Consider the following 24,977-nt stretch of genomic DNA (forward strand, 5'->3'; position numbering starts at 1 on the left):
CACACATTTCTATGCCCAACATTAGTGCGCGGCATATCAAGAACCTCTAACACACTAGTCGTTAACAATGACTCTATTTCGACCTTGCTCTTTCGCTTTATAAAGGGCTGAATCCGCGCGATTAAGTACCTGCTCATGATGACGATCTTCTACGTTATACATAGCCACGCCAAAGCTCGCAGTAATATACAATCCAGCACTCATTTCTTCCGTTTCAAGTTCTTGGCGCAGGACTTCGGCAATATTCAGGGCTTCCTGAGCAGATATTGTTGGCAATAAGATAGTAAACTCTTCACCACCAAACCGTGCAACCATGCCTTTATCTGCAACTCTATTAGCAAGTAATTTGGCCATTTTCTTAAGCACAGTATCACCCACAGTATGTCCATATTGATCATTCACTTTTTTAAAGTGATCTGCATCTACCATGATGATAGAAAACGTACTATCGGATGCTTGAGCAGAGGCAAACTGTTTTAATAACGCCTCATCTAAAGCCAAGCGATTGAAGCTATTAGTAAGCGAATCTTGCCTAACAATCGCCTCCAACTCAGCGGTTCTGGTGCGTACTTTTTCTTCTAGAGTCAGGTTCATTTTTAATAAAGATTGCTCTCTATCCAATAATGAAGACATCATTTCCTGTAAAGAGCGACTTAAACTAGTAATTTCATTTAACTGACTATCATCTTGGAAAGTAAGATGACGATTACCTTGTTGAATGCTTTTTGCAGTTTGAGCCAGACGCTCTATCGGACGACTTAATGTGCCAGCAAATTGATAAGCCAGCAGCATACAAAGTAAGGTTGAAAACACACCTAAAAAAAGCAACAACTTATGAACTTCATTAACGACAGACATAGCAATAGACAATGGCTGACGCACCACAATTTTCCACCCTAGGTTTGTTGACTCAGGAGATCGCACAGATACTAAACTGGTCAGATACTCCTTATCATCTTGCCACATCAATGTTTTAAATTGGCCATTACTTGGTAATACTTCTGGTACCCTAAAATCACTAAGATGATTATCTGGATATAAAATATTGTGCTCTTTATCAATAATAAAGATGTCGATACCTTTCTGCCTTGACGCTTCAGCCAATGAAGACAATAAAACCTCTCGAACCCAGCTCCAGTCAGCATGCGTCGCTACCACACCTTTAAGCGCACCATTTTCCCCTATTACTGGAGCCGCAAAATCGACAAAGCGAATTGGTGCGCCATCTTTCGGTTTAGGAAGTAATTTTTCGAGCAATAAAGCCTTATGTACATCACCAACAAAAGGACCTGTACGACCATGAATAAACCAAGGACGCTGACTGACATCAGCCCCCTTCAAAACACCATTGCTTGACGCTAGCACCAAGCCATCAAGATTAGCAAAGCCGATCCAAGCATAATTCTTATATGAGTTCTTAATTTGATCTATGTCGTGCTGTAATTCGCTTAAGTCTTGGTTAGCATACAAAGAAGAGCGCTTACTTAGCAGAAGAATCTCACGCTCACGTTCCATAAGATTTGCTGACAATATATTAGAAATAGATTGGCTAATATTTACTAAAGACTCACCACTGGCCTCGGATAGACGAGTAGAAGCCAGTTGATAAAAAGAGGTAACAAGCACCAAGCTTAGGGAGAGCAGTAAGCCTCCAGACAAGAGAGTAATGCGTTTTCTAAAAGTATTGAAACCTCTTAGCATAGCGTGTAAACCTGTCATTAGGTAAAAAGTAAACTGCGTATTTTAGGCATGATAACATGCCTCTGCTTGCACTTTACATGCATAATCAAAAAAGTTTAACGCATCAAAATTGAACACTTTTCCATCATACTGCTCAGTTTTAACTCAATTGGTTAGCTCATTAATTCAAAAAGTACTGAAATTCATTTTTGATTTTTGAGTCAAAAACAAAAAAGAGTATATTGAGATAAATTTTTCACTCTCTTTATTTTCAGGCACTCCATGTCCAGCAGCCATTATCAACAAATACAACGTTACTTTAGTGAATTGATTGCAAATAAAGCCTTACTAGCAGGTTCAAAGCTCCCTTCTGAAAGAGAGATAGGCGAGCAATTTAAACTAACTCGTATCACGGTTCGACAAGCCCTGCAAAACTTAGAAGCAGAGGGTCTTATTTATCGGCAAAATCGTCGTGGTTGGTTTGTTACTCCACCTGCGGTGGTCTATGACCCAGCCAGTTACCTAAGTTTTAACTTATACGTGGCCGAGCAAGGTTGTCAGCCATCCACTCAAAAACTGGTGCAACAATTAGAACCCGCCAATACTTATATTGCGGCACTTATGGGGATTCCAGAAAACACACCTGTGCTGTTTTTACATCGCCGACGTTACATTGATCAACGCCCTGTATTGATCGAAAAAATGTACATTAATATTGCACTCTTACCTGGCATTGAAGAGGAAGACCTCACCCAATCATTAAGCCAACTACTAAAAAGTAAATATCAAATTGAATATCACAATATGGATTTATTCTTTAAATCCACTTCACTTCCCGCTCATGCAGCAAACGATCTAGGGATTTCAGCGGGTCAGCCGGGGCTTCATATCGAAAGAATTAATTACTTAAGTAATGATGAAAAAAACAAGCAAGTAATTGAAATTGATTACGAATTTTGGCGACATGATGCCGTTACAATAAACATTTCCATTCGAGATTAATACATCTCAACTACCTAGCTCTTTTTTCCAACCAATAAAAATACACCATCTTACCCAGCCCAATGTATTTTCTATTTTTAGTGAGTTTTTTATTTACTGTCATATGAATGACATTTTTGGCTGCTATTTTGCATTAACAAATCTGGTATAGACCAGATTAACGAGTTGATGCTTTTTTGGTGCTAAGAGTCCTATCTACTCACCAAAATATTCATCACCTCTCATTCAATACAAATGATGGAGAAGTGAAGATGACACAGAAAGCCCTTTTTAAACGTCTTGCCGCCACGGCTGGTATCGCATTGGTTTCTATTTCTGCTCATGCAGCGAAAACAGAACTAACGGTTTACACCGCGATTGAAGCAGAAGACCTTAAAAAATACGCAGCGCGTTTTAATGAAGACAATCCAGATATCAAAATCAACTGGGTACGCGACTCTACTGGCATCATCACGGCGAAATTATTAGCCGAAAAAGACAACCCTCAAGCCGACGTAGTTTGGGGACTTGCCGCCACCAGCTTAATGCTATTGAAAAATGACGGACTTTTAGAAACCTACAAACCAAATGGCTATAACAACATTTCGCCAAAATTCAAAGACACCAGTAAAGAACCTGTTTGGGTTGGAATGGATGCTTGGATGGCAGCAATCTGCTTCAACACAGTAGAAGCCGAAAAATTAGGTTTGCCAAAACCAACCTCTTGGCAAGACCTGACAAAACCAGTTTACAAAGACCACATTATTATGCCAAACCCTAACTCATCTGGTACTGGCTTTCTTGACGTAAGCAGCTGGTTACAAATGTTTGGTGAGGACAAAGGCTGGGGTTACATGGATGCCTTACACAATAATGTTAGCCGCTACACTCACTCTGGCTCTAAACCTTGTAAATTGGCCGCTTCAGGTGAGATTCCAATCGGTATTTCTTTTGCCTTCCGCGCGGCAAAATCGAAAAAACAAGGCGCTCCACTAGACATAGTATTTCCAACAGAAGGCTTAGGCTGGGACATGGAAGCAACGTCTATTATCAAAGGGACGAAAAAGCTAGAAGCAGCAAAAACACTCGCAGATTGGACCACTTCTAAAAAAGCCAATGAAATGTACAGCGAAGGCTATGCCGTTGTTGCCATGCCTGGCGTCGCTAAATCTATTCAATATTTTCCTGAGAACGCGGAATCATTGATGATAGATAATGACTTTGAATGGTCTGCTAAAAATCGTGATGCGATTCTTACCCAGTGGCAAACACGTTACGACAGTAAAAGCGAAGCAAAATAAGCACATTATGATCGCAGGATAGCTTTACTTTTCACTTCGATCATTTTCAATTGAACCGTGTGAACAACGCGGTTCAATTGTTTTGTTTCAGGACCCGCGTCCATCTTGATTAATTAAACGCTCACGACTGAAAGAGGACCTATCATGTCCAACCAAACGTACTTGGAACTGCATAATATTGATCAAATGTTTGGCATACACCAAGCGCTAAAAAACGTTTCCTTGAACATTGCCGAAGGAGAATTCGTCTGCTTTCTTGGGCCTTCTGGCTGCGGTAAAACCAGCTTATTACGCATAGTCGCAGGACTCGACACGCCAACCTCTGGGCAAATTCATCAAGCCGGACGCGACATCACCCACGCGCCAGTCAACCACCGAGACTTCGGCATTGTCTTTCAATCTTATGCGCTGTTTCCCAATTTAAGCGTCGCCGACAACATCGCCTACGGTTTGGTATCCCAAAAAGTATCCGCCAACGAACGGCGCGCGCGCGTAACAGAACTATTAGCAACCGTTGGTTTATCTGGCAGCGAAGGCAAATACCCAGCACAACTATCAGGCGGACAACAACAGCGCGTTGCCTTAGCGCGCGCCCTAGCCACATCGCCCGGTTTATTATTGCTTGATGAACCACTATCAGCCCTTGATGCTCGTGTTCGTGCGCATTTGCGCCAAGAAATCAAACAGCTTCAAGAGAAACTGGGGGTAACCACCATCATGGTAACCCACGATCAAGAAGAAGCCTTAACCATGGCGGATCAAATCGTCGTAATGAACCAAGGCGTGATTGAACAAATCGGCACACCACAAGAAATCTACGCGCATCCAACATCGCCTTTTGTTGCCGAGTTCGTGGGTGAAATGAATTTCTTAAGTGCCAAAGTCAGCGGTGCAGGTCAAATGCAGTCTGGCAACTTAACCTTGCATTGCGATGCACCGTCGAATCTACCTCTGGGTCAGAGCGCACAATTAGCCATTCGCCCTGAAGATGTACGTTTTCAAGCCGACAACTCTGCTGGCAATATCCTTAATGCTCAAGTGCTTCACTTAGAATTTTTAGGCTCTAGAGTCCGCTCGTCATTAAAATTAGAAGATCACGAGCGTCCAATTATTGCCGACATTTCTATGAACGAAATGTCCCGCCTCAACCTAGTGCTTGGTCAAAATGTCGTGTGTCAGTTACCCCATGAACGCCTGCATATTTTTGGAGGCGCTGCATAATGTATTCTGCAACCCAACCCGCTCGCGCCACGGCGAAAGAACTACCTTGGTACTCCTATAAAAAATATTTTTCTCACCAACATCAACGCCGCAGTGTCGATGAATGGTCATTGGGCGGCATTTTAATTGTTGGTGTATTAGGCCTGTTTATTTGCGTGGTTTTACCGCTGTATTCTTTGCTTTCAAAAAGTGTGGAAAACAGAGAAGGAGAATTTATTGGCTTAGCCAACTTTGCGCAGTTCATCGATACGCCAAGTTTGTATAGCTCTGTCAGCAATTCTTTATTTATTGCATTTTTTTCTATGGTGATCGTCACCAGCTTAGCCTTCTTAACCGCTTACGCGATCAGCCGCACACGCATTCCATTAAAAGGATTTTTTCGCATTGTCTTGGTCTTGCCAATTTTAGCGCCATCTTTATTGCCAGCCATCAGCTTGGTGTATTTATTCGGTAACCAAGGTATTTTGAAAGAAGTCCTAATGGGCGAAAGTATCTATGGGCCAATTGGTATCGTTATTGGTTCATGTTTCTGGACCTTTCCTCACGCTTTAATGATCATGTTGACCGCATTGGCAAATACAGATGCTAGGTTATACGAGTCCGCAGAAGCGCTTGGTGCCTCACCGATGCGCACCTTTTTCACTGTGACCTTACCAGCGGCTAAATACGGCATCATCAGCGTTGCTTTTGTGGTGTTCACATTGGTTATCACGGATTTTGGCGTACCAAAAGTGATCGGCGGACAGTTTAATGTGCTCGCAACAGACATTTACAAACAAGTCATCGGTCAACAAAACTTTGAAATGGGCGCGGCGGTCAGTGTGATTTTATTACTGCCTGCGGTATTGACCTTTATCACTGACCGTTGGTTGCAGCGCCGTCAATCTGCGCTTCTGACGTCAAAAGCCGTGCCATGGACGCCGCCAGCTCGTAACATTGTTGATAAAGCATTTTTCGCCCTAATGGTTTTAGTGTCGACCATTATTTTAGGCGTCATCGCCATGGCGGTATACGCCTCGTTGGTCACTTTTTGGCCATATAACCTCTCTTTATCATTAAAGAACTACAACTTTGATCTTATGGATGGCGGCGGCTGGGACTCCTATTGGAACTCAATCCAATTAGGTATATATACAGCACTAATCGGCACTGGTTTTATCTTCTTCCAATCCTATTTAGTCGCCAAATTAGCAGGTTTTAAACTGCTAAAATGGTTCTTTCATTTATTTGCTATTCTGCCACTGGCCGTGCCTGGATTGGTGTTAGGCTTAGCTTATATCTTCTTTTTCAACGCACCAAATAACCCGCTTAACGGAATTTATGGCACCATGGCGATTCTCGTCATCTGTACCATTAGCCACTTTTATACTGTATGCCATCTTACGGCGACAACGGCATTAAAACAGATTGACCCAGAATTTGAATCTGTTTCCGCTTCCCTCAAAGTGCCACAAATACTCACCTTCTGGCGTGTGTCCTTGCCAGTTTGTATGCCAGCGGTATTAGACATTGCTAGTTACTTATTTGTGAACGCAATGACGACTGTCTCCGCTGTGGTATTTTTGTACTCCTACGATACAAACTTGGCATCTGTAGCGGTCTTAAATATGGATGACGCTGGCGACATTGCTCCTGCTGCCGCCATGGCAGTCATGATCATGCTGACGTGTATGGTGGCTCGTCTTATCCATTGGATACTTGGAAATGTGGTACTCAAACATACACAGCATTGGCGTACACGCTAGGAGCCATTAATCGATGACAATCACCGCCATAATACTAGTTTTAATTTCCACCTTCATGCACGCTAGCTGGAACTTCTTTGGAAAGAAAACAAGTCCAACTTTAGGTTTTTTCTTCTTAACCATGATAGCTGGTGCGGTGTTGTTTTCTCCTTTTGTTTTCTGGCAGTGGCATTTAGTCGCCGCTTTTGATCACGAGATTATAATTTTGTTGTTTGCGACGGGCTTGTTTCAGTCGCTCTATTTATGGGGCTTAGCGGAAGCTTATCGAGCGGGGGACATGTCTATCGCTTACCCGATCGCTCGCTCTTCACCATTAATCATTGTCGCGATTTCCAGCACACTACTTGGTCAGCAAAGCACGATTTCGTCACAAGCCGTAGTCGGTATTTTGATGATTGTCATCGGTTGTTTATTCATTCCATTGACCAGCTTTAGAGATTTCAAACTAGCAAATTATCAAAACCGTACCACGGCCTTTGCTCTGCTGGCCGCTTTTGCAACGGCTGGTTACTCTCTTGTCGACAACCGCGCAACGGAATTAATGCGTGGTTTGACGGATGCTACTGGCACAACATTAGCCAGCCCTTGGCAGGTATCTTTGGTTTATGTGGCGCTGCAGAGTGCTTTCGCGGTTATTTGGATGATCTGGTTTGTTTTGTCCACACAAAAGCAACGCTTAACTTTTCGCAAAATGCTTACCAAGCAATGGCGTATAGGCTTACTAACCGGCGCCTTAATGCTGGGAACCTATTCACTGGTCATCCTCAGTATGGCATTTGTTAGTAACGTCAGCTATGTGGTCGCCTTTCGACAATTAAGTATTCCTCTTGGTGTGCTATTGGCTGTCATTGGTCTTGGTGAGTCACTCAAACTCCCTAAAATTGTAGGCGTATTTATTACTTTTATTGGCCTTATTGCTGTGGCATTAGGCTAAATAAATACCATTTTTCATCTGTTTTATTATAAGGAAAAATCATGGCTCTGGCCTTTTTCGATCTTGATAACACCCTAGTCGCAGGCGATACCGCCCAAGCATTTTCTGAATACATGGTAGCGAGCGCCCTGCCAACTCCAGACGACTTCCTAGCCGTCAACCTCGCCTACATGGAAGACTATGATGCTGGCACGCTAAACCTGGAAAGCTACATGCATTACACACTATCGCCATTATTCACGCTAGACGAAACACAACGGACTGTATTCATCACCGAATTCATTCACAACATTGTCAAAGACATGGCGCTACCTAAAGCGATAGAGCTGCTGGAACAACACAAAGAAGCAGGCGACGAGCTTATTATCATCTCCGCCACAGGCACTCATTTGGTCGCACCGATTGCAGCTTACCTTGGTGTGAAGCACGCGTTAGGTGTGGATATTGAATACAAAGAAGGCTTAATTACCGGTAAGCTGGTTGGCACACCAACCTTCCGTGAAGGCAAAGTAATTCGCGCAGAACAATGGGCCAATGAAAATGGCTACTCTATGGACGACACCTACTTTTACAGCGACTCTCACAATGATTTACCACTGTTAGAAAAAGCACGCTTCCCTATCGCAGTAGACCCAGACCACATCCTAGAAAAAACAGCCAACGAACGTAGCTGGAAAGTGATGAGCTTGCGTTAAAACACACACCATGAATCACCAGATCAAAAGTGACGTCACTTTTGATCTGGTCTTGCCGAGCAGAAAATGACCACCTCTTTCGTACTCCATATTACTCGCAAGAAAATCAACATAACGTCATTGAGTTTTTCAGAAAAAACAATTTGATTTTACTCAGCCTCCTCTATCACCGATAATCCCCGCCAATGACTCGACTTTGCCAATAACAGGCTTTGGTAGAGCAACTCGCATACAAAGTGGAAACCCTATCCAATGGAAATCAAAGTTAATTTTCTCGACAATCTGAGACTTGAAGCCAAGTTTGACGATTTTACCGTTATTACCGATCAGCCGATTCGCTACAAAGGGGATGGCTCAGCCCCTAGCCCATTCGATTACTTTTTAGCGTCTTCTGCTTTGTGTGCGGCCTATTTCGTCAAGGTCTACTGCAAGGCTCGCGATATCTCCACAGACAACATCCGCTTGTCGCAGAACAACATTGTCGATCCAGAAGATCGCTACAATCAGATTTTCCAAATTCAGGTCGAGTTGCCAGAGGATATTTCCGACAAAGATAGAGAAGGCATTCTGCGTTCTATTGATCGCTGTACCGTAAAAAAAGTCGTACAAACTGGTCCAGAGTTCAAAATTGAAACGGTTGAAAACCTAGACGCAGACGCTAACGCCATGTTGATGGGTCAGCCTGATGGCGCAACAAACACGGTCATTCTTGGTAAAGACTTGCCCCTAGAGCAAACCATCGCCAACATGACCGCCATGCTAGCGGACCTTGGCATGAAGATTGAAATCTCCTCATGGCGCAATATCGTGCCTAACGTTTGGTCATTGCATATTCGTGATGCGGCGTCGCCTATGTGTTTCACCAACGGCAAAGGCGCATCGAAAGAAAGTGCCCTGTGCTCTGCTCTTGGTGAGTTTATCGAGCGCCTGAACAACAACTTCTTTTATAACGACCAATTTTTTGGCACAGAGATCGCCAACAGCGACTTTGTGCATTACCCCAATGAAAAATGGTTTGCGTTAACCGAAGACGATTCCCTGCCAGAAGGCATCTTGGATGATTACTGTCTTGAGATTTACAACCCAGACGACGAGCTGTTTGGTTCACACTTGATCGATACTAATTCTGGCAACAAAGCACGTGGTATTTGTACGATTCCTTATACTCGCCAATCCGATGGCGAAACGGTTTACTTTCCGTCAAACCTCATCGAAAACTTGTTCCTAAGCAACGGTATGAGCGCAGGTAATAATCAGCAAGAAGCGCAAGTGCAATGCTTGTCGGAAATTTTAGAACGCGCCGTTAAACGCCAAATCATCGAAGATGAAATTGTCTTACCAGATGTCCCAATGGAAGTATTGCAGAAATACCCAAGCATACTTGCGGGCATCAAAGGGTTGGAAGAGCAGGGCTTTCCTATCGTAGTGAAAGACGCCTCCCTTGGTGGTCAATTCCCCGTGATGAACGTCACGCTCATGAACCCGAAAACGGGCGGTGTATTTGCCTCGTTTGGCGCGCACCCAAGTTTAGAAGTGGCGTTAGAGCGTAGCTTGACCGAACTCATGCAAGGACGTAGCTTCGAAGGCTTAAACGATATACCAAAGCCAACGTTCAACAGCATGGCCGTCACCGAACCAGAAAACTTTGTGGAGCACTTTATCGACTCAACAGGGGTCATCTCTTGGCGCTTCTTCAGCAATAAGCACGATTATGACTTCTGTGAATGGGACTTTTCTGGCACCAGCGAAGAAGAAGCCAGCGCCATGTTTGGCATCTTGGAAGAGTTAGGTAAAGAAGTCTATGTGGCGGAATTAACCGATTTAGGCGCGTCCGCTTGTCGTATTTTAGTACCGGATTATTCCGAAGTGTATCCAGTGGAAGACTTGGTATGGGACAACACCAACAAAGCACTGGACTATCGAGAAGATATCTTAAACCTACATTCTTTAAACGATGAACAGTTAACTGATTTAGTCAATCGTCTAGAAGAAAGCCAGCTTGATAACTACACCGATATTCCAACCTTGATTGGCATCGTATTTGATGAAAATACCGTCTGGGGCCAATTAACCATCATGGAGCTGAAGATCCTAATCTACTTGGCTCTTGGCGCTCATGAAGAAGCCTTAGAACTGGTTGGTGAATTCCTACAGTTTAATGACAACACAGCCAAACGCGGCCTGTTCTACCAAGCCATGAACTGCGTGTTAGAAGTCACTCTAGACGAAGAGTTAGCGCTAGACGACTTTATCCATAACTTCTGCCGCATGTTCGGCAAGGACGTCATTGACAACGTCGTCGGCTCCGTCACTGGCGACGTGCGCTTTTACGGTCTAACCAAAACCAGTATGCAGCTTGAAGGCATCGAACCGCATTTACGCTTAATTGAGAGCTACAAGAAATTGCATCAATCACGTAAAGCCAACGCCGCGAAATAATCTAGATTTATTTTATAATGTTAAGGAAGGTGCGAACAAGTCTACTAAGACTCAGTCTTTCAGAGAAATCGTCAAATAAGGCGCGACTCTGAAGGAATGTAGGTACCTTTTAAAGAGTCACAACGACATGTGGCGTTTTCTCTGAAAGACCCGGAGGGCATGGTCTAAAAGCCTGTATTCTTTGTTGAGCACCTCAAAAATAGAACCACTATTCACATTCGGTACTCGTCTCGAATAGCAAGCTTTTATCCACATGCTGAGACAAGAGGACTTGTTCGTACCTTCCTCAAGCATAGAGCGTAAAAAGCGAACCTTCGGGTTCGCTTTTTTATTCTATTGGCCTTTCCCTGAAAGGAAACGGTTCTGATATAATTTTTCATTCTGACTTTTTCAGTCTAACGTGCTTTTACAAAAAGATTACCTACTTCAAAATTGTTTATTTATATGAGTGACAGCTGGATGTTAAATACTATTATTCGCCAATCCGCCTTTGTTTCTATTGGCTTTGTATTACTAACATTAAGTGGCTGTGAATCCATTCCACTCTCTTTCGACTCCGCTGATTCTGTAAAAAAATTATCAAAACAGATAAAAAAAGCCGACGACATTAACGATGTAAAAGTCATTAGTAAACAAGCGAAAATCACTAGAGACGCCATTAGAGCAGACATAAAAGCGATTAAAGCCTTGTATGCCGAGCTTGATCAAAAAGTAAATAAAAGATGGGGGAAAAGTAATAGCGAACTGCCCGAAAAGAAAAAATACGTCAAATACACCAACGACTATCAAGCAAGGACCATTGTCGATTTTGAGAAAGGCACGGTTCGTGTCGAAACGCTAACAGTAAGCTCGCCCCTCGACACTCTAAAACAAGCGGTATCAACAACACTCCTCACTACCGCCGACCCAACCAAAACCGATATTTTTTCCAGCGACGCACCAGATACGGAAGGTGTGCCTTTCTTATACCCACAAGTCATGGACCACGATGGTGTCTTGGTAAAATACCGCTGGCGAGCAGAACGTTATGCTGATTATCTCGTCACCAACAAACTAAAAAAATCCAGCTCGAACGGCAAAAGCATTTACGCGGTGGAATTCAACCTTGTGGCACAACACGAACACCTACGCCAAGAAAAATACAGCGACTATGTTATCGCAGCGGCAAATCGCTATAATCTAGAGCCCGCGCTTATCTACGGTATTATTGAAACCGAAAGCTCTTTTAACCCCTACGCTGTCAGCCCAGCCAACGCCTATGGATTGATGCAAGTGGTACCTGCAACAGCAGGACGAGATGTTTATAACCTAGTGAAGAAAAAATCAGGTGAACCGACCAAAGCCGTACTTTTCTCACCAGAAAATAACATCGATATCGGCAGCGCCTATTTATACATATTACAAACTCGCTATCTGAAAAATGTGGCTAACAAAACCAGCCAAGAGTATTCCATGATTTCCGCTTACAACGGCGGCACTGGCAATGTGTTAAAAGCATTTGACCCAGACAGAACACGCGCGATGAATAAAATAAACCAAACCTCCACCAGCAATGTGTACAAGAAACTCAGATACGATCACCCTAGAGCAGAGTCTCGCATGTATCTTGAAAAAGTAACTAAAGCTAAAAAGAACTATGAATAAAAGGCATCCAGTTCTTTTAGATAAAAAGTGCTGGAGAGTAAACAGTTAAATATGGCGAACCAAGGAGGTATAACACCTAAGAAAAATGACTGAATGCTGAAATGAGTAAACAAGCAATGGATATCATCAAACAAAATTTTAAAAATAAATGGAGAGATGAGTATGCGAATCAGACACTCAATGCAACGCTGGCTAATATGCGGAATAGCCATTCTTTTTACAGCAACCGCTTATTCCAATCCTACAGTGGTTTTATCGAACACTGGGGAGATAGAAGGCAACAATAGCCAAGACGTCGATTCCTTTTTAGGCGTCCCTTATGCAAAAGCACCGGTTAGCTCGTTACGCTGGCAATCGCCTCAACAAGCAGAGCCAATACAAAGCACTGTGCAAGCTACACAAAAAGGCGCTATCTGCCCGCAATGGCAGCAAGGCAAATTTAAAGGCCAAGAAGACTGCCTTAATCTAGATATTTATCGACCAGACAAGCATAACGAGAACCTCCCCGTTCTCGTTTATATTCATGGTGGCAATAATCAAACAGGCGAAGCCAACGAATTTGATCCTAGAGCACTGGCTAAGTCATTAAACGCTATCGTAGTACAAGTGAATTATCGCCTCGGTGTATTAGGCTTCAACCCTCTTAGAGCGATTAAAAGCAACGACCTAATCCAAGCTTCTGGTAATTTTGGACTGTTAGATCAACACGCCGCACTGCAATGGATACAAAAGAACATCAAATATTTCGGCGGACGCGCCGATCAAGTCACTGTATCTGGTTTTTCTGCTGGCGGACGAGATGTCATGGCGATGTTAATCTCCCCATTATTTAAAGACCTATTCCAGCAAGCTATTGTCTTTAGTGGTGGCATGACCACAGCCCCCGTCGCACCAAGCCAAGAAGTTTTCCGCCAAGCGTTTGCTCCACTCATCGTCGAAGATGAAATACAAACCAATGAAAACGCGGCAAAGCAATGGCTAGCCGAAGGAGGAAAAGCCGTTCAAGACTATTTACAACAACTTCCAGCAGAGCGATTAGCACCACTGATGAAAGGCGCTGGTATACGAATGAGCCACTTCCCACATTTGTATAGGGATGGTGTCGTAATACCAAAAGAGGGCTTTGATACAGCCCTTTACAATAACGTCCCAGTCATCATGCTATCAGGCCAAACCGAATTCTCCTTCTTTGCGTTAAGTGACTCCTACTTTGTTAAAGCATGGCATTCTGGAGCATTAAGCAAAGACCCAGCATTACTTAACCAATACCGTTTTGCCTTAAACTACGGTAGCAAACTTTATAGCCTATTTAATGTTCAAAAATCAGCAGAACAGATGTTTGAACATTATCAGTCTCCTATTTATGGCGCTGAAATTGCCTTCGGAACCAACCCTTTTGTCGCACAAAACCCACAAATGGAATTGATAGGATCATTTCACGGCGTGTTTATGCCACTCCTAGATCAAAATTGGCAACAAGCACTTTTAGGAGAAACGTTTCAGAAAGCAGGAACGCGAGACTTAGCCGAACACTTTCAGGCTTATCTAAAACGCTTTATCCGTACAGGTAATCCAAATGATCCAAACCTAGTTAACTGGTTAACCTGGTCGCCTGAACATGAACAACAAGGTCAATCATTACTCATCCTAAATGCCAACAAACACAAAGCGCTCATCCAAATGTCATCGAAGTCATACGATGAAAAAGCACTGCTTGATGCTATGAAGAATGATCACATCCTTCCTGAACAGGCAAAAATGCAAATGATCAATCTGGTACTAAATGGACGCTGGTTTAGTAATGCTTTAGATCAGCAATTTCAAAACCCTTCCCTATGGCCTAAGCCATAGCTACATTGGCCGAATCACCCACCTGATTCGGCCAAACTTTGCGGCAAACTCAACTAAGAAGCCCCCCCCTCGCCAACGCACAGGTCACTTTGGCGTTTTTGATTTTATTCAAGATAAGCTCTAGCTCGGATAATTGGAGTCAAAGTAAAATTAATTTCTTACAGTTAAACGCCCCCAGTAGCCTGTACTTGGTACAGCGCTACCTCAAAAGCAATCGCCCTCGCACTTTTTTATTACCATTCGACAATCGCTTCAAATTCTCTTTGGCGGATAGGCTTCCCTGAAGAGCGGCTTTTCGATACAGAACCAATGCCTTTGTTACGCTTTTAGGCACACCAGAACCAGCTTCATACAAAATAGCTAAATTATTTTGAGCGCCAGCAAAATCTTGATTCACCGCTTTTTGATACCATTCCACTGCAAGTGAATAGTCCTGTGTTACACCATAACCATTTTGATACATAGCACCGATATTGTTTTGAGCCGCTGCTGAGCCTTGTTTGGCGGCTTGATGAAACCACTTCCAAGCTTCTTGATAATTTTTATCTACACCACCTCCACTATAAAACAATAAACCAAGCTCTACCTGTGCATCCATATCCCCTTGTTCCGCAGATTTTCTAAACCACTTTTCTGCTTCAACTGGGTTTTTATCGACTCCAATCCCCTCGTTCAACAGGTAAGCAAGATTATACTGACCATCAGAAAGACCTTGCTCTGCCGCCATTTTATATAGCTCAATTGCACGCTGAGAATCTTGTTTTACGCCATAACCTGTTTGATACAAGGCTCCCAAATTATTCTGTGCTATTGAATTATCTTGATCGGCAGCCTTACGATACCAGCTAGCCGCCTCAAGATAGTTTTGCTCTACCCCTAAGCCTTCATCAAAAAGATAACCTAAGTTCGTCTGTGCTCTTGGGTAACCTTGATCCGCTGCCTTGCGATACCAATTAGCCGCTTCAAGATAGTTTTGCTCTACTCCTAGGCCTTCATCAAAAAGATAACCTAAATTCGTCTGTGCTCTTGGGTAACCTTGATCCGCTGCCTTGCGATACCAATTAGCCGCTTCAAGATAGTTTTGCTCTACTCCTAGGCCTTCATCAAAAAGATAACCTAAATTCGTCTGTGCTTTTATATGTCCTTGATCTGCCGCTTTGCGATACCAATTTGCTGCCATTTCATAATCTTGTGCCACACCTTCACCCATTTCATACATGTAGCCCAAATTATATTCAGCTTCGCCATTCTCATCTTCCGCTGCTTTCAAATACCATTTTTTTGCTTCTGTAAAATCTTGAGTAACCCCCAACCCGCTATAGTAAAAATCCCCCAAGTTCACCTGAGCATAGCTATTACCATTTAAAGCGGCTTTTAAATACCAATAAGCGGCTTTTTCATAATCTTGCTGGACCCCTAAGCCTTCCTCAAACAAATACGCCAAATTATTTTGCGCGTAATCATAGTCTTGATTTGCCGCTTTTAAATACCAAACGGATGCCGTGGTATAATTCTGCACCACCTCTGTACCGTCTTCATACCACCAGCCCAAATAATTCTGGGCTTTAGCAAGACCACTTTTTGCAGCTAATGTCATGTAATGGAAGGCTTTATCAACATTTTCATCTCCTCCCTTAGCTTGATAAAACATCAAGGCAAGAGTGAATTGCGAATCTATATCGTTCAGATCGGCTGAAACTTGGCACAGTGACCTTGCCTTTTCATATTCACTGCTATCATAGCTAAATGCACAACCCGATTTTGCAGACAACCTAGCAAGGCGATCAGTATCAGATATATCATTTGCCTCTTTCACCCCATGCTGTGCACACCCTTGGAGAAAAACAAATAGCAAAGCTAATAAATAGTTACTTGGTTTCTTCAATAAAGATGTGAAAAAACACAGATTGCGGAGAGGATGGAGAAGTGTCATTTTACGCCCTGTCTAAAAATTTAATATTCCATTAAAAAACAGCATTTATTTCTTATAGAAAATCACAAAATACTATATATAAAATACCTTAAAACGCATCACATGATGCATAAAAATTCTTGGTAGAAGAATAAAAATAGGAAAAATTATCGATTCCACCACCACTTAAAGCCATTCAAATTAATACTATTAAAGGCAAGGGTATTATTGAATGAGACTCTTTATAAAAATTAGCTCGACTTAAACCCTCTCGCCAACGCGCAGGTCGCTTTGGTATTTTTAATTTTATTCAAGATAAGCTCTGGTTCTGTGCCGGTTTTAATTTGGGCTGCTAACAGCGCATCAGATTCCGCGACGCCATAGACGCCGACGGTGTTGGAGATGTAGTTTGATTGAAATAATTGGAAAAAGTCAGACTCCAATTATCTTTTGCATTTGTAGCGGGAGTTCTTTTTATTGCGGTTAATCTGTGGGTTCCTTTTACCAGTATAGTGCCCATTCTACCGCTTATCCAAAGTGATTTCGGCTTGTGCTCATCGGCTGCAGGTCTGCTTACTTTATTGTCATTGCTGGCATTTGCCGCATTTTCGCCGCTGAGCGCATCTTTTTTTTTCGGAAAGTTCGGACTAGAGCATACTCTTTTGGGCACACTTATAATCATTTCTCTAGTCATATTGCTGCGGTTTACAGGAAGTATCCGGACCTTGTACTCGGTACAATAGCGATCAGGCACAGGAATAGCCTTGGGTAACGTACTGCTGCCAGGTCTAGTTAAGCGCAACCTCTTAGCAAGCGTAGCCTCCATGGCGAGTGCTTATTCCATTTTGCCATAGTTTACCTCATCGTAGCGCATTACATTCTAGATTTGTCCTCTGGTACTGGGCAGAATTCGTCAACTACTCACACTTCAGCCAAACGGTCATTGGCAATATTTCGTGCTGCCAATGAATCCAGTTTCAGTTGCTTTATGATGCCAATGATCATAGCAAGCTCCTGCTCCAGTAATGGCATCTTGTCCAAATCGTAGGCTGACACATCAATATCACCGACATTCATCAGGTCTCCGAAATACGCAAGCATAAACAATGCCTTATCATCACGGAACTCACAAGTAAGTCCAGACCCCTTAGCGCGCGCGCGGAACAAGTCATCGAGTTCAATGATCTGCTCCATCAAAGCCGGTGACAGCAAATAGCGGGCATACTGCTGGTCAGAGCCAAACACCTCGTAACGATTCTCAAATTCCGGATTCTCTAGCTCCACCCTGTTTTTGGCTAATGATCTCGACAACAAGTTACCCAGTTTCCCGTAGTCTGTCTTTACCACGGTATAGCCACTAAACTTGAAGGGCATAGTAATAAGCAGCGCTCCTCCACGGTGAACATTAATATTGGACTTGTTGCCACGACGCTCCAGCTTTAGCTCGCAGAATTCAAACTTCACACCTTCAACTTCGCCTTTAATGTAATCTTCGCTACTCTTACTTGAAAACGAAGGCATTATCTCGAACGACTTGACGGCATCCAAGTCTATACACCCGTCAGCTTTGTAGTCGTAATCACCGAATGCTCGAACCAGTACCGGGATCAGCTTTTTCTTGTAGTGTCGTATGTATTGCAACTCGGGATAAAAGACCCAAACGGCACAACCACCTAACACAATCAGGGTTAAGAAAGTTAGTTCGCCAGACACCAACATAAATAGGTCAAATGCCAGTGACGGTAACCATAACAACCAGCCAATACGGATAAACCATTTTTTTCGTCGAGCCTTGCTCGCGAGTTTTTCCAGACGAAACTGCTCCAATGGCTCCAGCAGTGGCAATATTTCCTTTTCGATTTTTAACCGGGCCGCTTCTGAGAGGTTGGTGCTCGCTTCAGGCTGGCGATAAGCAGTCCCACTGGTAAGCTGCTTAATCGCTTCCTTCGCTTGATAAAAAGTATTGAAAATACTCATGACTTAAGGAAATCATCAGCGTTAACAGGAGTGCGTTCTGCTTCAGTAACTTGGAAGAACGGCAAGGGTTCCAGTCCCATCATGGCTGCAATCACCGAGCCCGGAAAGATTTGAATGGCATCTTTGAAACGACGGCTTGCAGCATTGTAACTGCGACGGGCTGCAGAAATATGCTCTTCCACATCCGCGTATACCCGTTGGGCTTCGACCATGCTGGTATTGGACTTGAGGTCGGGGTAGTTTTCTACTGCCACCATCAAGCCAGAAAGTTTACTTTCCAGCGAAGATTCAAGGTCGAAGCGTTTTTCAGTGCCCGCTCTATCGGTTCTTTCTGCCGCCTTCATTACCTCAGTGCGTAGCTGAGTAATTTCAGTGAGTAATGCTTTTTCGTGTTCCATAAAGCGTGCAGCGATTTTAAGGATATTTGGAACCAGATCGGTGCGTTTCTTAAGCTGTACATCAATCCCAGACAAAGCTTCCTCTGCAGCATTACGGCGGCTAACGATAGTGGCATACCAGAAATAAAACACCAGTATGGAGGCAACAACAGCCGCGATTAACCAAGACATTACAAAATTCCTTTTAGTGTTTGATGAGATAAGATTACTGGTTATCCCCAGCCGAATCAACCACCTAAAATCAAAGGAACATTGCGACTATCACTTTCGCACCTTACTTAAACAACTGTCTTCTAGCAATTGACCATCTACCCGATACTTAAACATTTCTCGATGGACACCAAATAGCTTTTCTTTTGTTCTACCCAATGAAAGCGTATGTGGTTTTAATAAATCACTCCGAACACCTAAACCATTGTATTGATAACTTGACCAAAAATAGTCCGCTGGGGGTTTTACCATATCAGCGCTAAGAGGACGTAACTCTATATAGTGGTATAAATGAAATCAAATTCAGTTTAATTTCTGCCTTCACAAGCTGCATGCGCTCCAAACAACTCTATTAGTAAATGAGCCCATCATAATTTTCAAGACAGCTTAAACCCCCTCGCCAAAGCGCATGTCGCTTTGGCGTTTTTGATTTTATTCAAGATAAGCTCTGGTTCTGTGCCGGTTTTAATTTGGGCTGCTAACAACGCGGCAGATTCGGCGACTCCGTAAACACCGACGGTGTTGAAGATGTAGTCAGATTTAGTACTAAGAAGCGACTCCATAGGTGTCAGCTCTTGGGCATTGTAGGTGTTGAAGTCCCAATGGTATTTTACCGCGAGAGCGATAAGGTTTGTTTCGTCGGCTTTGATGTCAATGCTGTTTAGAGAGTGAATATCGCTGGGCGTTAAGCCTTTTTGATTAAGGGCATCCAGCATCAGGTTTTCGATAAATTCCAGCGGGCAGTTGCGTTCGCAGCCCATTCCCAGAGTATAAATAGGATTCAAGTAAGGCTTCGCTGTGGTCATCACTAACTGTGCGCCAAGGGCTTTTGCTACTTGCGCGCCCCACTGGTTTGCACCACCTTCATGTCCAGATAAAAGCGGAATGACAAACTTACCTTCTTCATCCAACACCAAAACCGGTGGATCTCGGTATTTGTCTTGCAGCACGGGCGCGAGCGTTCGCATCACAATGCCTGTAGCACAAATAAATACTAACCAATCGCCATTATTAAACGCTGTTTGTACGAACTCGGCGAAAGGTTTTGGTTTGTAGTCGACAACCGCATCTGGCCAGTTATTCTGTGTCCCGTTAGACAATAATTTTTTCGCTAGCAGTTCACCTGCTGGCGTTAATGCGATAAAGCGTATCACCGAGTGCCTCGCTCACTTTTGGTCACCACAAACAAAGAGAAATACGGCCCAGCTTTGTCTTCCAAGGTGGATACATCCCGCACGATGCGCTCATTCTCACGGCCAATGTATTCAAGGTATTTCGCGTCTTGCATACGATTGGTTTTACGTAGCGCCATGAGAATACGCGGACGGGCACGCCCAGCCTTCATGATAACCACACTGTCGTGTTGCTCTAATGCGGTATCAATTTGCTCTGCGCTATGACGACCGCTGACCACAGCGAAGGACTCTTTCAATACGGTTAACGGATGATTCAAGGCGGACGATGCGGCATTAATTGACGACACACCAGGCACCACTTGGCACTGAAAATCACCTTCTAAACGCTCTAATAAATAAGCGAAAGAGCCGAAGAATAACGGGTCGCCTTCGCACAAGAAAATCACGTCTTTGCCTTGCGATAATTCATTGGCAATGGCTTTTGCGCCATTGTCGTAGGCTTCATTTGCCAATGAACGATCTGTGGACATTGGCATGACAATGGCAATTTCATTTTGCGCATGGGTCACACCGGCGAACGCTTCACTGGCGATGGTTTTCGCTTGAGAGCCGCCCTCCCCATTAGCCAGATAACTCACCACGCTGGCGCGCTGAATCAAACGCAAGGCTTTTAAGGTGATCAATTCTGGATCCCCTGGCCCAACGCCAACACCAATGAATCGGCCTGTTTTTTGTGAGGTTTCCGAGGCACTCATTGTGCGTTTTCCTTATGATTTGTATTGATAGCCGATGTTGAGGCCGTATATTTTCTAAAATGATAAAGCGTCACAGGCAAACTAGGACGAAATAATCGCTGTCCTGCCAATCGCTCGCCTTTGGCAATCGACACCTGCAAACTCTGTTCGTCGGCATCTTGTGCTTCATCACGCTGTTGGGCAAATTGCATGACCTGACACTTGGTTTCTTCCGTCACGGCACTGACCATCAGACAGCCACCATCAGGCAATAAATTCCATATTTGCGACATTAACGCCATCAATTCACCATCACTGCCACCAATAAAGACTTTATTGGGTCTGCCATTATGTTTCTTGCTGTCGGCAAGCAAATCCACCAGCACATCTGGTGCTCGCCCTGCGACAATGGATAAATTCTGCATGACGCCAAAACGTTCTTGGTTGGCAGTTAAACAGGCCAAACGGTCTGGGTGATGTTCAATGGCGATAACTTGACTGCGCGGATGCCAATAGGCCATTTCCACACTCACACCACCGCAGCCAGCGCCAATATCCCAAACCGTGTCACCTTGCTGAATGTCCATGTAAGACAAAATCGCCAAACGCACTTCTCGCTTGGTAATCATGCCTTTGCCATCACCTTTATCTGTCACAAAATACGTATCGGGAATGCCAACGGAACTTGGATAAAGTGAGGCTTGTTGGCTGGTTTTCAGCACAATCACATTGAGCGGATCACATTCGAGTTCAGCGTCTATCAAAGAATGGGCGACAAAAGTGCGGACTTTTTCTTGTTCATAACCCAGGGCTTCGCAAATTGTAATCTCACTTTTATCAAGCCCAGCTTTTATGCACTCTTCGGCAATATGTTTCGGCTGACTGTATTGATCGGTCAGTAACACCAAGGTTTTATTCGACTGCAAATGACGACGTAAAGACGCCAAAGGTCGACCATGCAAGCTCACCACCTGCACGTCTTGCAAAGATAGTCCAAGACGATGACAAGCCATTTGAATACTGGAAACATTCGGATAGAAATGTAGGTTTTCAAGCGAAAAAGTACGCATTAACCAAGCGCCAATGCCGTAATACAAAGGATCGCCAGAGGCCAACACCACCACCTGTTTTGCACCCTGAGATTGCCATTGCGTAAAGGAAGCTTTTAGCTCTTTTAGCTTGGGTAAATCCTCACGCCGACCTTGATGAACATAGCGCGCAATCGTTTCATGCTGACGCGGCGCACCCAACACAACATCATTCACCGATAAACTCGCCAAAACCGCTTGCGCCGCCTCATCCAGATGCGCCACTTGATTAACGCCCAAACCAATAACATGGATTGGCATTTGTGTGTGTTTCATAAACCTACTTCCATTCAATGCCATTACATTAAGCTAGGTGGATTAACGAGAGTAAAAAACGGATAACAAGAACCTTGGTATTTGATTCACGCTGACGCGTTGAGCTTGCGAAACAGGCGCAAGTGCATTGAATACTAAGGCTCATGGCATGCGCTAATAATACTCGCTTAGATTGCAGCGCAACAATGCATTACAGCTGGCCGATGTCACGGCACTGCCGCCCATTCGTCCGAGCAAGGTAATGCATTCAATACCAAGCTTTTCATGAGCTTGCCAAAGCGCGTCTTTCGACTCTGCTGCACCGACAAAGCCCACCGGCATACCGATAATTAAGGCGGGTTTTGGCGCGCCTTGCTCTATCATTTCCAACAAGCGAAACAAGGCCGTAGGTGCATTGCCGATTAAAACTACGCTACCAGCAAGATCTTGTTGCCATAAACTCAGTGCCGCCATAGAGCGAGTTTCACCTTTGCTTTTTGCCAATTCTGCAGTACGAGCATCATTCAAAAAGCACAATGGCTCTCGCGTTATCATGCGTTTGGTCACGCCTTGCTTGACCATTTCCACGTCGCACAAAATCGCGCCATTGTTGGCTAACGCCTCGCGCCCTGCTTGAGTTGCATTGGCACTAAAGCGTACTTGCTCAGCCACGTCAGGCAAGCCAAGGCTATGTACTACGCGCATAACGACTTGCTGCTGGTCTTGGCTCAAGCCAGACAAATCAGTTAACTCGCGGATTTGTCGAAAGCTGTCGCTCTCAATGGCTTGAGGATTATTTTCGTATTGATAACTGTATTGAGAGTCGTCTAAAGAAGTCACTGTTGGTTGTCTTTTTGTTGATGTTTAATGTGAGTAGAAGCCTTGCCCCAAGCGGCTAAACAAGCTTTCAAGCAGTCTTCCGTGTCACTAAATTCGCGCTCGGCTTCTGGCAAAATTGGCCGAGCATGCAATAAAACGGGAATAGATAATTCTCTGGCGGCTTCAAGCTTTGAATAGGTGGCCGAACCGCCACTGTTCTTACTAACGATAACATCAATGCTGTGATCCATTAACAATTGGCGCTCGTCTTCTAAGGCAAAAGGGCCAATGGCTTTTATCCAATCTATCTTATCTGGCAGATCAAACTTAGGCTCAACCGCCGTTCGCCAAACAATGCGTTCGATACTCGGCAATTGCAGAACACGTTTGAGCAAGACTTCGCTCATTTGCCCAGCGCTTAATAAGGGCACTCGAAAGCCATCAAGCTGCGCCAGAAAATCGGTTTCATCTTGGTAATATTTCCAGTCATCGGCCTCTTCTTGTTGCCAGGCAGGACGATGAAAACGCCAGCATGGAATGCCAACATCTTTAGCCGCCGTCACGGCCTTACTGCTCATGGTTTGCGCATAAGGATGAGTCACATCCAAAATCGCGCCGATGTTATTGTCTTTTAAGTACCGAGCCAAACCACCAAATTGGGTAAATCCACCTACCACCAATTGGCAGTCCACCTTGGGCACGCGAACCAACCCCGCCAAGCTGTAGATGACGCTTACATTCTCTCTATGTAACGAGTCAGCCAGACGGCGAGCATCGGCGGTGCCGCCCAATAATAAAACCTTCATGGCTCATCTCGCTTTGTTAAATCAGCATCCAAGGCTTTACCAACAAATTGACCTTTGCGATCAATCGCCCAGACTTCTAACTCGATGTGAGCGGGAATGTACTGTCTTGCAAAGTCTAAGGCTTGCTGACAGATGGAATCGGCCAGTGGTAATCCTGCAGACATGGCAAAAGACAAGGCTTCCACACTCGTGTTGGCGTTTGTCATGCGCTCTTGTAACTCAGCTTCAGCGCCTAAACTGGCCGCCAATTGCGCCAAGGCAGCAAGGTCGATGCTGGATGCACGACTGTTTAGATCCATGTGATGCTGAGCTAGTTTACTGATTTTACCGAATCCACCGCAGATGCTGAGCTTCTGTAACTGAATTGAACTGTTTAGCTGGATAGAGTTGGTTTGCTCGACTTTCTTAATGTGTTTGAGCACAGCGCCGACGAAATCCCCCATTTCGATCAACGCCATATCATCGAGCTGATAATGACTTTTTATCGCGTCTTCGCTGGCATTACCTGTGGTAGCGGCAATGTGGGTGATTGAATTAGCACGTGCTACATCGATGCCCTGATGAATAGACGCAATGTAAGCGGCACAAGAAAACGGACGCACAATGCCTGTGGTGCCAAGAATCGATAAGCCACCCAAAATTCCCAAACGTGGATTCATGGTTTTTTGCGCTATCTGCTCGCCATTGATTACGCCAACTGACACATCAAAACCACCATGATATTGATAGGTTTGCGCAAAACCTTCCAAATGCTCCGTCATCATTTTCCGCGGCACTGGGTTAATAGCAGGTTCGCCAACATCAAGCAGCAAACCCGTGCGTGTCACAGTACCTACGCCTTGCGCCGCATGAAAGCGTACGCCCTGCTCTGGCGATAATCTCAGCTCGACAAATAAGGTTGCCCCATGGGTCGCGTCTGGGTCGTCTCCAGCATCTTTGATGGTGGCGGTTTTGATGCCGTCGTCTATTGCTTGATACTCGATAATCGGCAGGTCGACTACTTTGCCTTTGGGCAAGGTGACGCTGACGCTTGCATCTTGTTGTTGGGCAAAAAGTGCCTGAGCCGCCGCCACGCAGCAAGCCGTCGCGCAGGTTCCGGTGGTTAAACCAGTACGCAGTGGCGCGGGCGATTCAGCACTTTCAGGCCACAT

Annotated in this window: 20 protein-coding genes; 9 read left to right on the forward strand and 11 right to left on the reverse strand. The window is 44.3% G+C overall.

Translation table 11 applies throughout. The features are described from left to right. Nucleotides 1-54 precede the first annotated feature (54 nt). On the reverse strand, nucleotides 55-1,701 hold the full coding sequence (locus tag KDW99_RS15205) for a GGDEF domain-containing protein (RefSeq protein ID WP_255825874.1): 1,647 nt from the start codon (nucleotides 1,699-1,701) through the stop codon (nucleotides 55-57). 261 nt (nucleotides 1,702-1,962) lie between these two features. Here KDW99_RS15205 and KDW99_RS15210 point away from each other — a divergent pair, with 261 nt between their 5' ends. The 9 genes from KDW99_RS15210 (at nucleotide 1,963) to KDW99_RS15250 (ending at nucleotide 14,491) form a co-directional block, all read left to right on the forward strand. After that, nucleotides 1,963-2,682: a UTRA domain-containing protein gene (locus tag KDW99_RS15210; protein WP_255825876.1), complete on the forward strand. Its 720-nt coding sequence runs from the start codon at nucleotides 1,963-1,965 to the stop codon at nucleotides 2,680-2,682. 251 nt (nucleotides 2,683-2,933) lie between these two features. Beyond that, on the forward strand, nucleotides 2,934-3,962 hold the full coding sequence (locus KDW99_RS15215; RefSeq protein ID WP_255825878.1) for a putative 2-aminoethylphosphonate ABC transporter substrate-binding protein: 1,029 nt from the start codon (nucleotides 2,934-2,936) through the stop codon (nucleotides 3,960-3,962). Between the two features lie 144 nt (nucleotides 3,963-4,106). Continuing rightward, nucleotides 4,107-5,183 carry a putative 2-aminoethylphosphonate ABC transporter ATP-binding protein gene (locus tag KDW99_RS15220; protein WP_255825880.1) on the forward strand — a complete coding sequence of 359 codons (1,077 nt, stop codon included), beginning with the start codon at nucleotides 4,107-4,109 and terminating at the stop codon, nucleotides 5,181-5,183. Then, nucleotides 5,183-6,928 (forward strand): putative 2-aminoethylphosphonate ABC transporter permease subunit, encoded by a 1,746-nt coding sequence (locus tag KDW99_RS15225; RefSeq protein ID WP_255825882.1) that lies wholly within the window; start codon nucleotides 5,183-5,185, stop codon nucleotides 6,926-6,928. The genes KDW99_RS15220 and KDW99_RS15225 overlap by 1 nt, the downstream gene beginning before the upstream one ends. A 13-nt stretch (nucleotides 6,929-6,941) precedes the next feature. Then, nucleotides 6,942-7,862, forward strand: coding sequence for an EamA family transporter (locus KDW99_RS15230; RefSeq protein ID WP_255825884.1), 921 nt, complete (start codon nucleotides 6,942-6,944; stop codon nucleotides 7,860-7,862). Between the two features lie 41 nt (nucleotides 7,863-7,903). Next, a complete protein-coding gene (locus KDW99_RS15235) occupies nucleotides 7,904-8,557 on the forward strand; it encodes an HAD family hydrolase (protein ID WP_255825886.1) in 654 nt (217 codons plus the stop codon). 252 nt (nucleotides 8,558-8,809) lie between these two features. Then, a complete protein-coding gene (locus tag KDW99_RS15240) occupies nucleotides 8,810-10,996 on the forward strand; it encodes an OsmC domain/YcaO domain-containing protein (protein WP_255825888.1) in 2,187 nt (728 codons plus the stop codon). Nucleotides 10,997-11,455: 459 nt separating this feature from the next. After that, nucleotides 11,456-12,640: a murein transglycosylase domain-containing protein gene (locus KDW99_RS15245; RefSeq protein WP_255825890.1), complete on the forward strand. Its 1,185-nt coding sequence runs from the start codon at nucleotides 11,456-11,458 to the stop codon at nucleotides 12,638-12,640. Nucleotides 12,641-12,802: 162 nt separating this feature from the next. Further along, on the forward strand, nucleotides 12,803-14,491 hold the full coding sequence (locus KDW99_RS15250) for a carboxylesterase family protein (RefSeq protein WP_255825892.1): 1,689 nt from the start codon (nucleotides 12,803-12,805) through the stop codon (nucleotides 14,489-14,491). A gap of 199 nt (nucleotides 14,492-14,690) precedes the next feature. Here KDW99_RS15250 and KDW99_RS15255 read toward each other — a convergent pair whose 3' ends face one another. The 10 genes from KDW99_RS15255 to KDW99_RS15300 form a co-directional block, all read right to left on the reverse strand. Next, nucleotides 14,691-16,307: a tetratricopeptide repeat protein gene (locus KDW99_RS15255; RefSeq protein WP_255825894.1), complete on the reverse strand. Its 1,617-nt coding sequence runs from the start codon at nucleotides 16,305-16,307 to the stop codon at nucleotides 14,691-14,693. 347 nt (nucleotides 16,308-16,654) lie between these two features. Then, nucleotides 16,655-16,846 carry a cobalamin biosynthesis protein gene (locus KDW99_RS15260; protein ID WP_255825896.1) on the reverse strand — a complete coding sequence of 64 codons (192 nt, stop codon included), beginning with the start codon at nucleotides 16,844-16,846 and terminating at the stop codon, nucleotides 16,655-16,657. Nucleotides 16,847-17,324: 478 nt separating this feature from the next. Further along, nucleotides 17,325-18,380, reverse strand: a complete 1,056-nt coding sequence (locus KDW99_RS15265; RefSeq protein WP_255825898.1) for a DUF3137 domain-containing protein — start codon at nucleotides 18,378-18,380, stop codon at nucleotides 17,325-17,327. Further along, nucleotides 18,377-18,949, reverse strand: coding sequence for a LemA family protein (locus KDW99_RS15270; RefSeq protein ID WP_255825900.1), 573 nt, complete (start codon nucleotides 18,947-18,949; stop codon nucleotides 18,377-18,379). The genes KDW99_RS15265 and KDW99_RS15270 overlap by 4 nt, the downstream gene beginning before the upstream one ends. 416 nt (nucleotides 18,950-19,365) lie before the next feature. Then, the gene (locus KDW99_RS15275; protein WP_255825902.1) at nucleotides 19,366-20,142 is read right to left on the reverse strand and encodes a cobalamin biosynthesis protein; all 777 of its coding nucleotides are present in this window, start codon (nucleotides 20,140-20,142) and stop codon (nucleotides 19,366-19,368) included. Then, nucleotides 20,139-20,879, reverse strand: a complete 741-nt coding sequence (gene cobI, locus KDW99_RS15280) for a precorrin-2 C(20)-methyltransferase (RefSeq protein WP_255825904.1) — start codon at nucleotides 20,877-20,879, stop codon at nucleotides 20,139-20,141. The genes KDW99_RS15275 and cobI overlap by 4 nt, the downstream gene beginning before the upstream one ends. Then, on the reverse strand, nucleotides 20,876-22,222 hold the full coding sequence (cbiE, locus tag KDW99_RS15285) for a precorrin-6y C5,15-methyltransferase (decarboxylating) subunit CbiE (RefSeq protein ID WP_255825906.1): 1,347 nt from the start codon (nucleotides 22,220-22,222) through the stop codon (nucleotides 20,876-20,878). The genes cobI and cbiE overlap by 4 nt, the downstream gene beginning before the upstream one ends. Nucleotides 22,223-22,375: 153 nt before the next feature. Beyond that, the gene (locus KDW99_RS15290) at nucleotides 22,376-23,041 is read right to left on the reverse strand and encodes a precorrin-8X methylmutase (protein WP_255825908.1); all 666 of its coding nucleotides are present in this window, start codon (nucleotides 23,039-23,041) and stop codon (nucleotides 22,376-22,378) included. Continuing rightward, nucleotides 23,038-23,826 carry a precorrin-6A/cobalt-precorrin-6A reductase gene (locus KDW99_RS15295; protein WP_255825909.1) on the reverse strand — a complete coding sequence of 263 codons (789 nt, stop codon included), beginning with the start codon at nucleotides 23,824-23,826 and terminating at the stop codon, nucleotides 23,038-23,040. The genes KDW99_RS15290 and KDW99_RS15295 overlap by 4 nt, the downstream gene beginning before the upstream one ends. Beyond that, nucleotides 23,823-24,977, reverse strand: a complete 1,155-nt coding sequence (locus KDW99_RS15300) for a cobalt-precorrin-5B (C(1))-methyltransferase (protein ID WP_255825911.1) — start codon at nucleotides 24,975-24,977, stop codon at nucleotides 23,823-23,825. Before KDW99_RS15300 ends, KDW99_RS15295 begins: the two co-directional genes overlap by 4 nt.

This window comes from Marinomonas rhizomae, from assembly GCF_024397855.1.
In the GTDB taxonomy this organism is placed as follows: Bacteria; Pseudomonadota; Gammaproteobacteria; order Pseudomonadales; family Marinomonadaceae; genus Marinomonas; species Marinomonas rhizomae_A.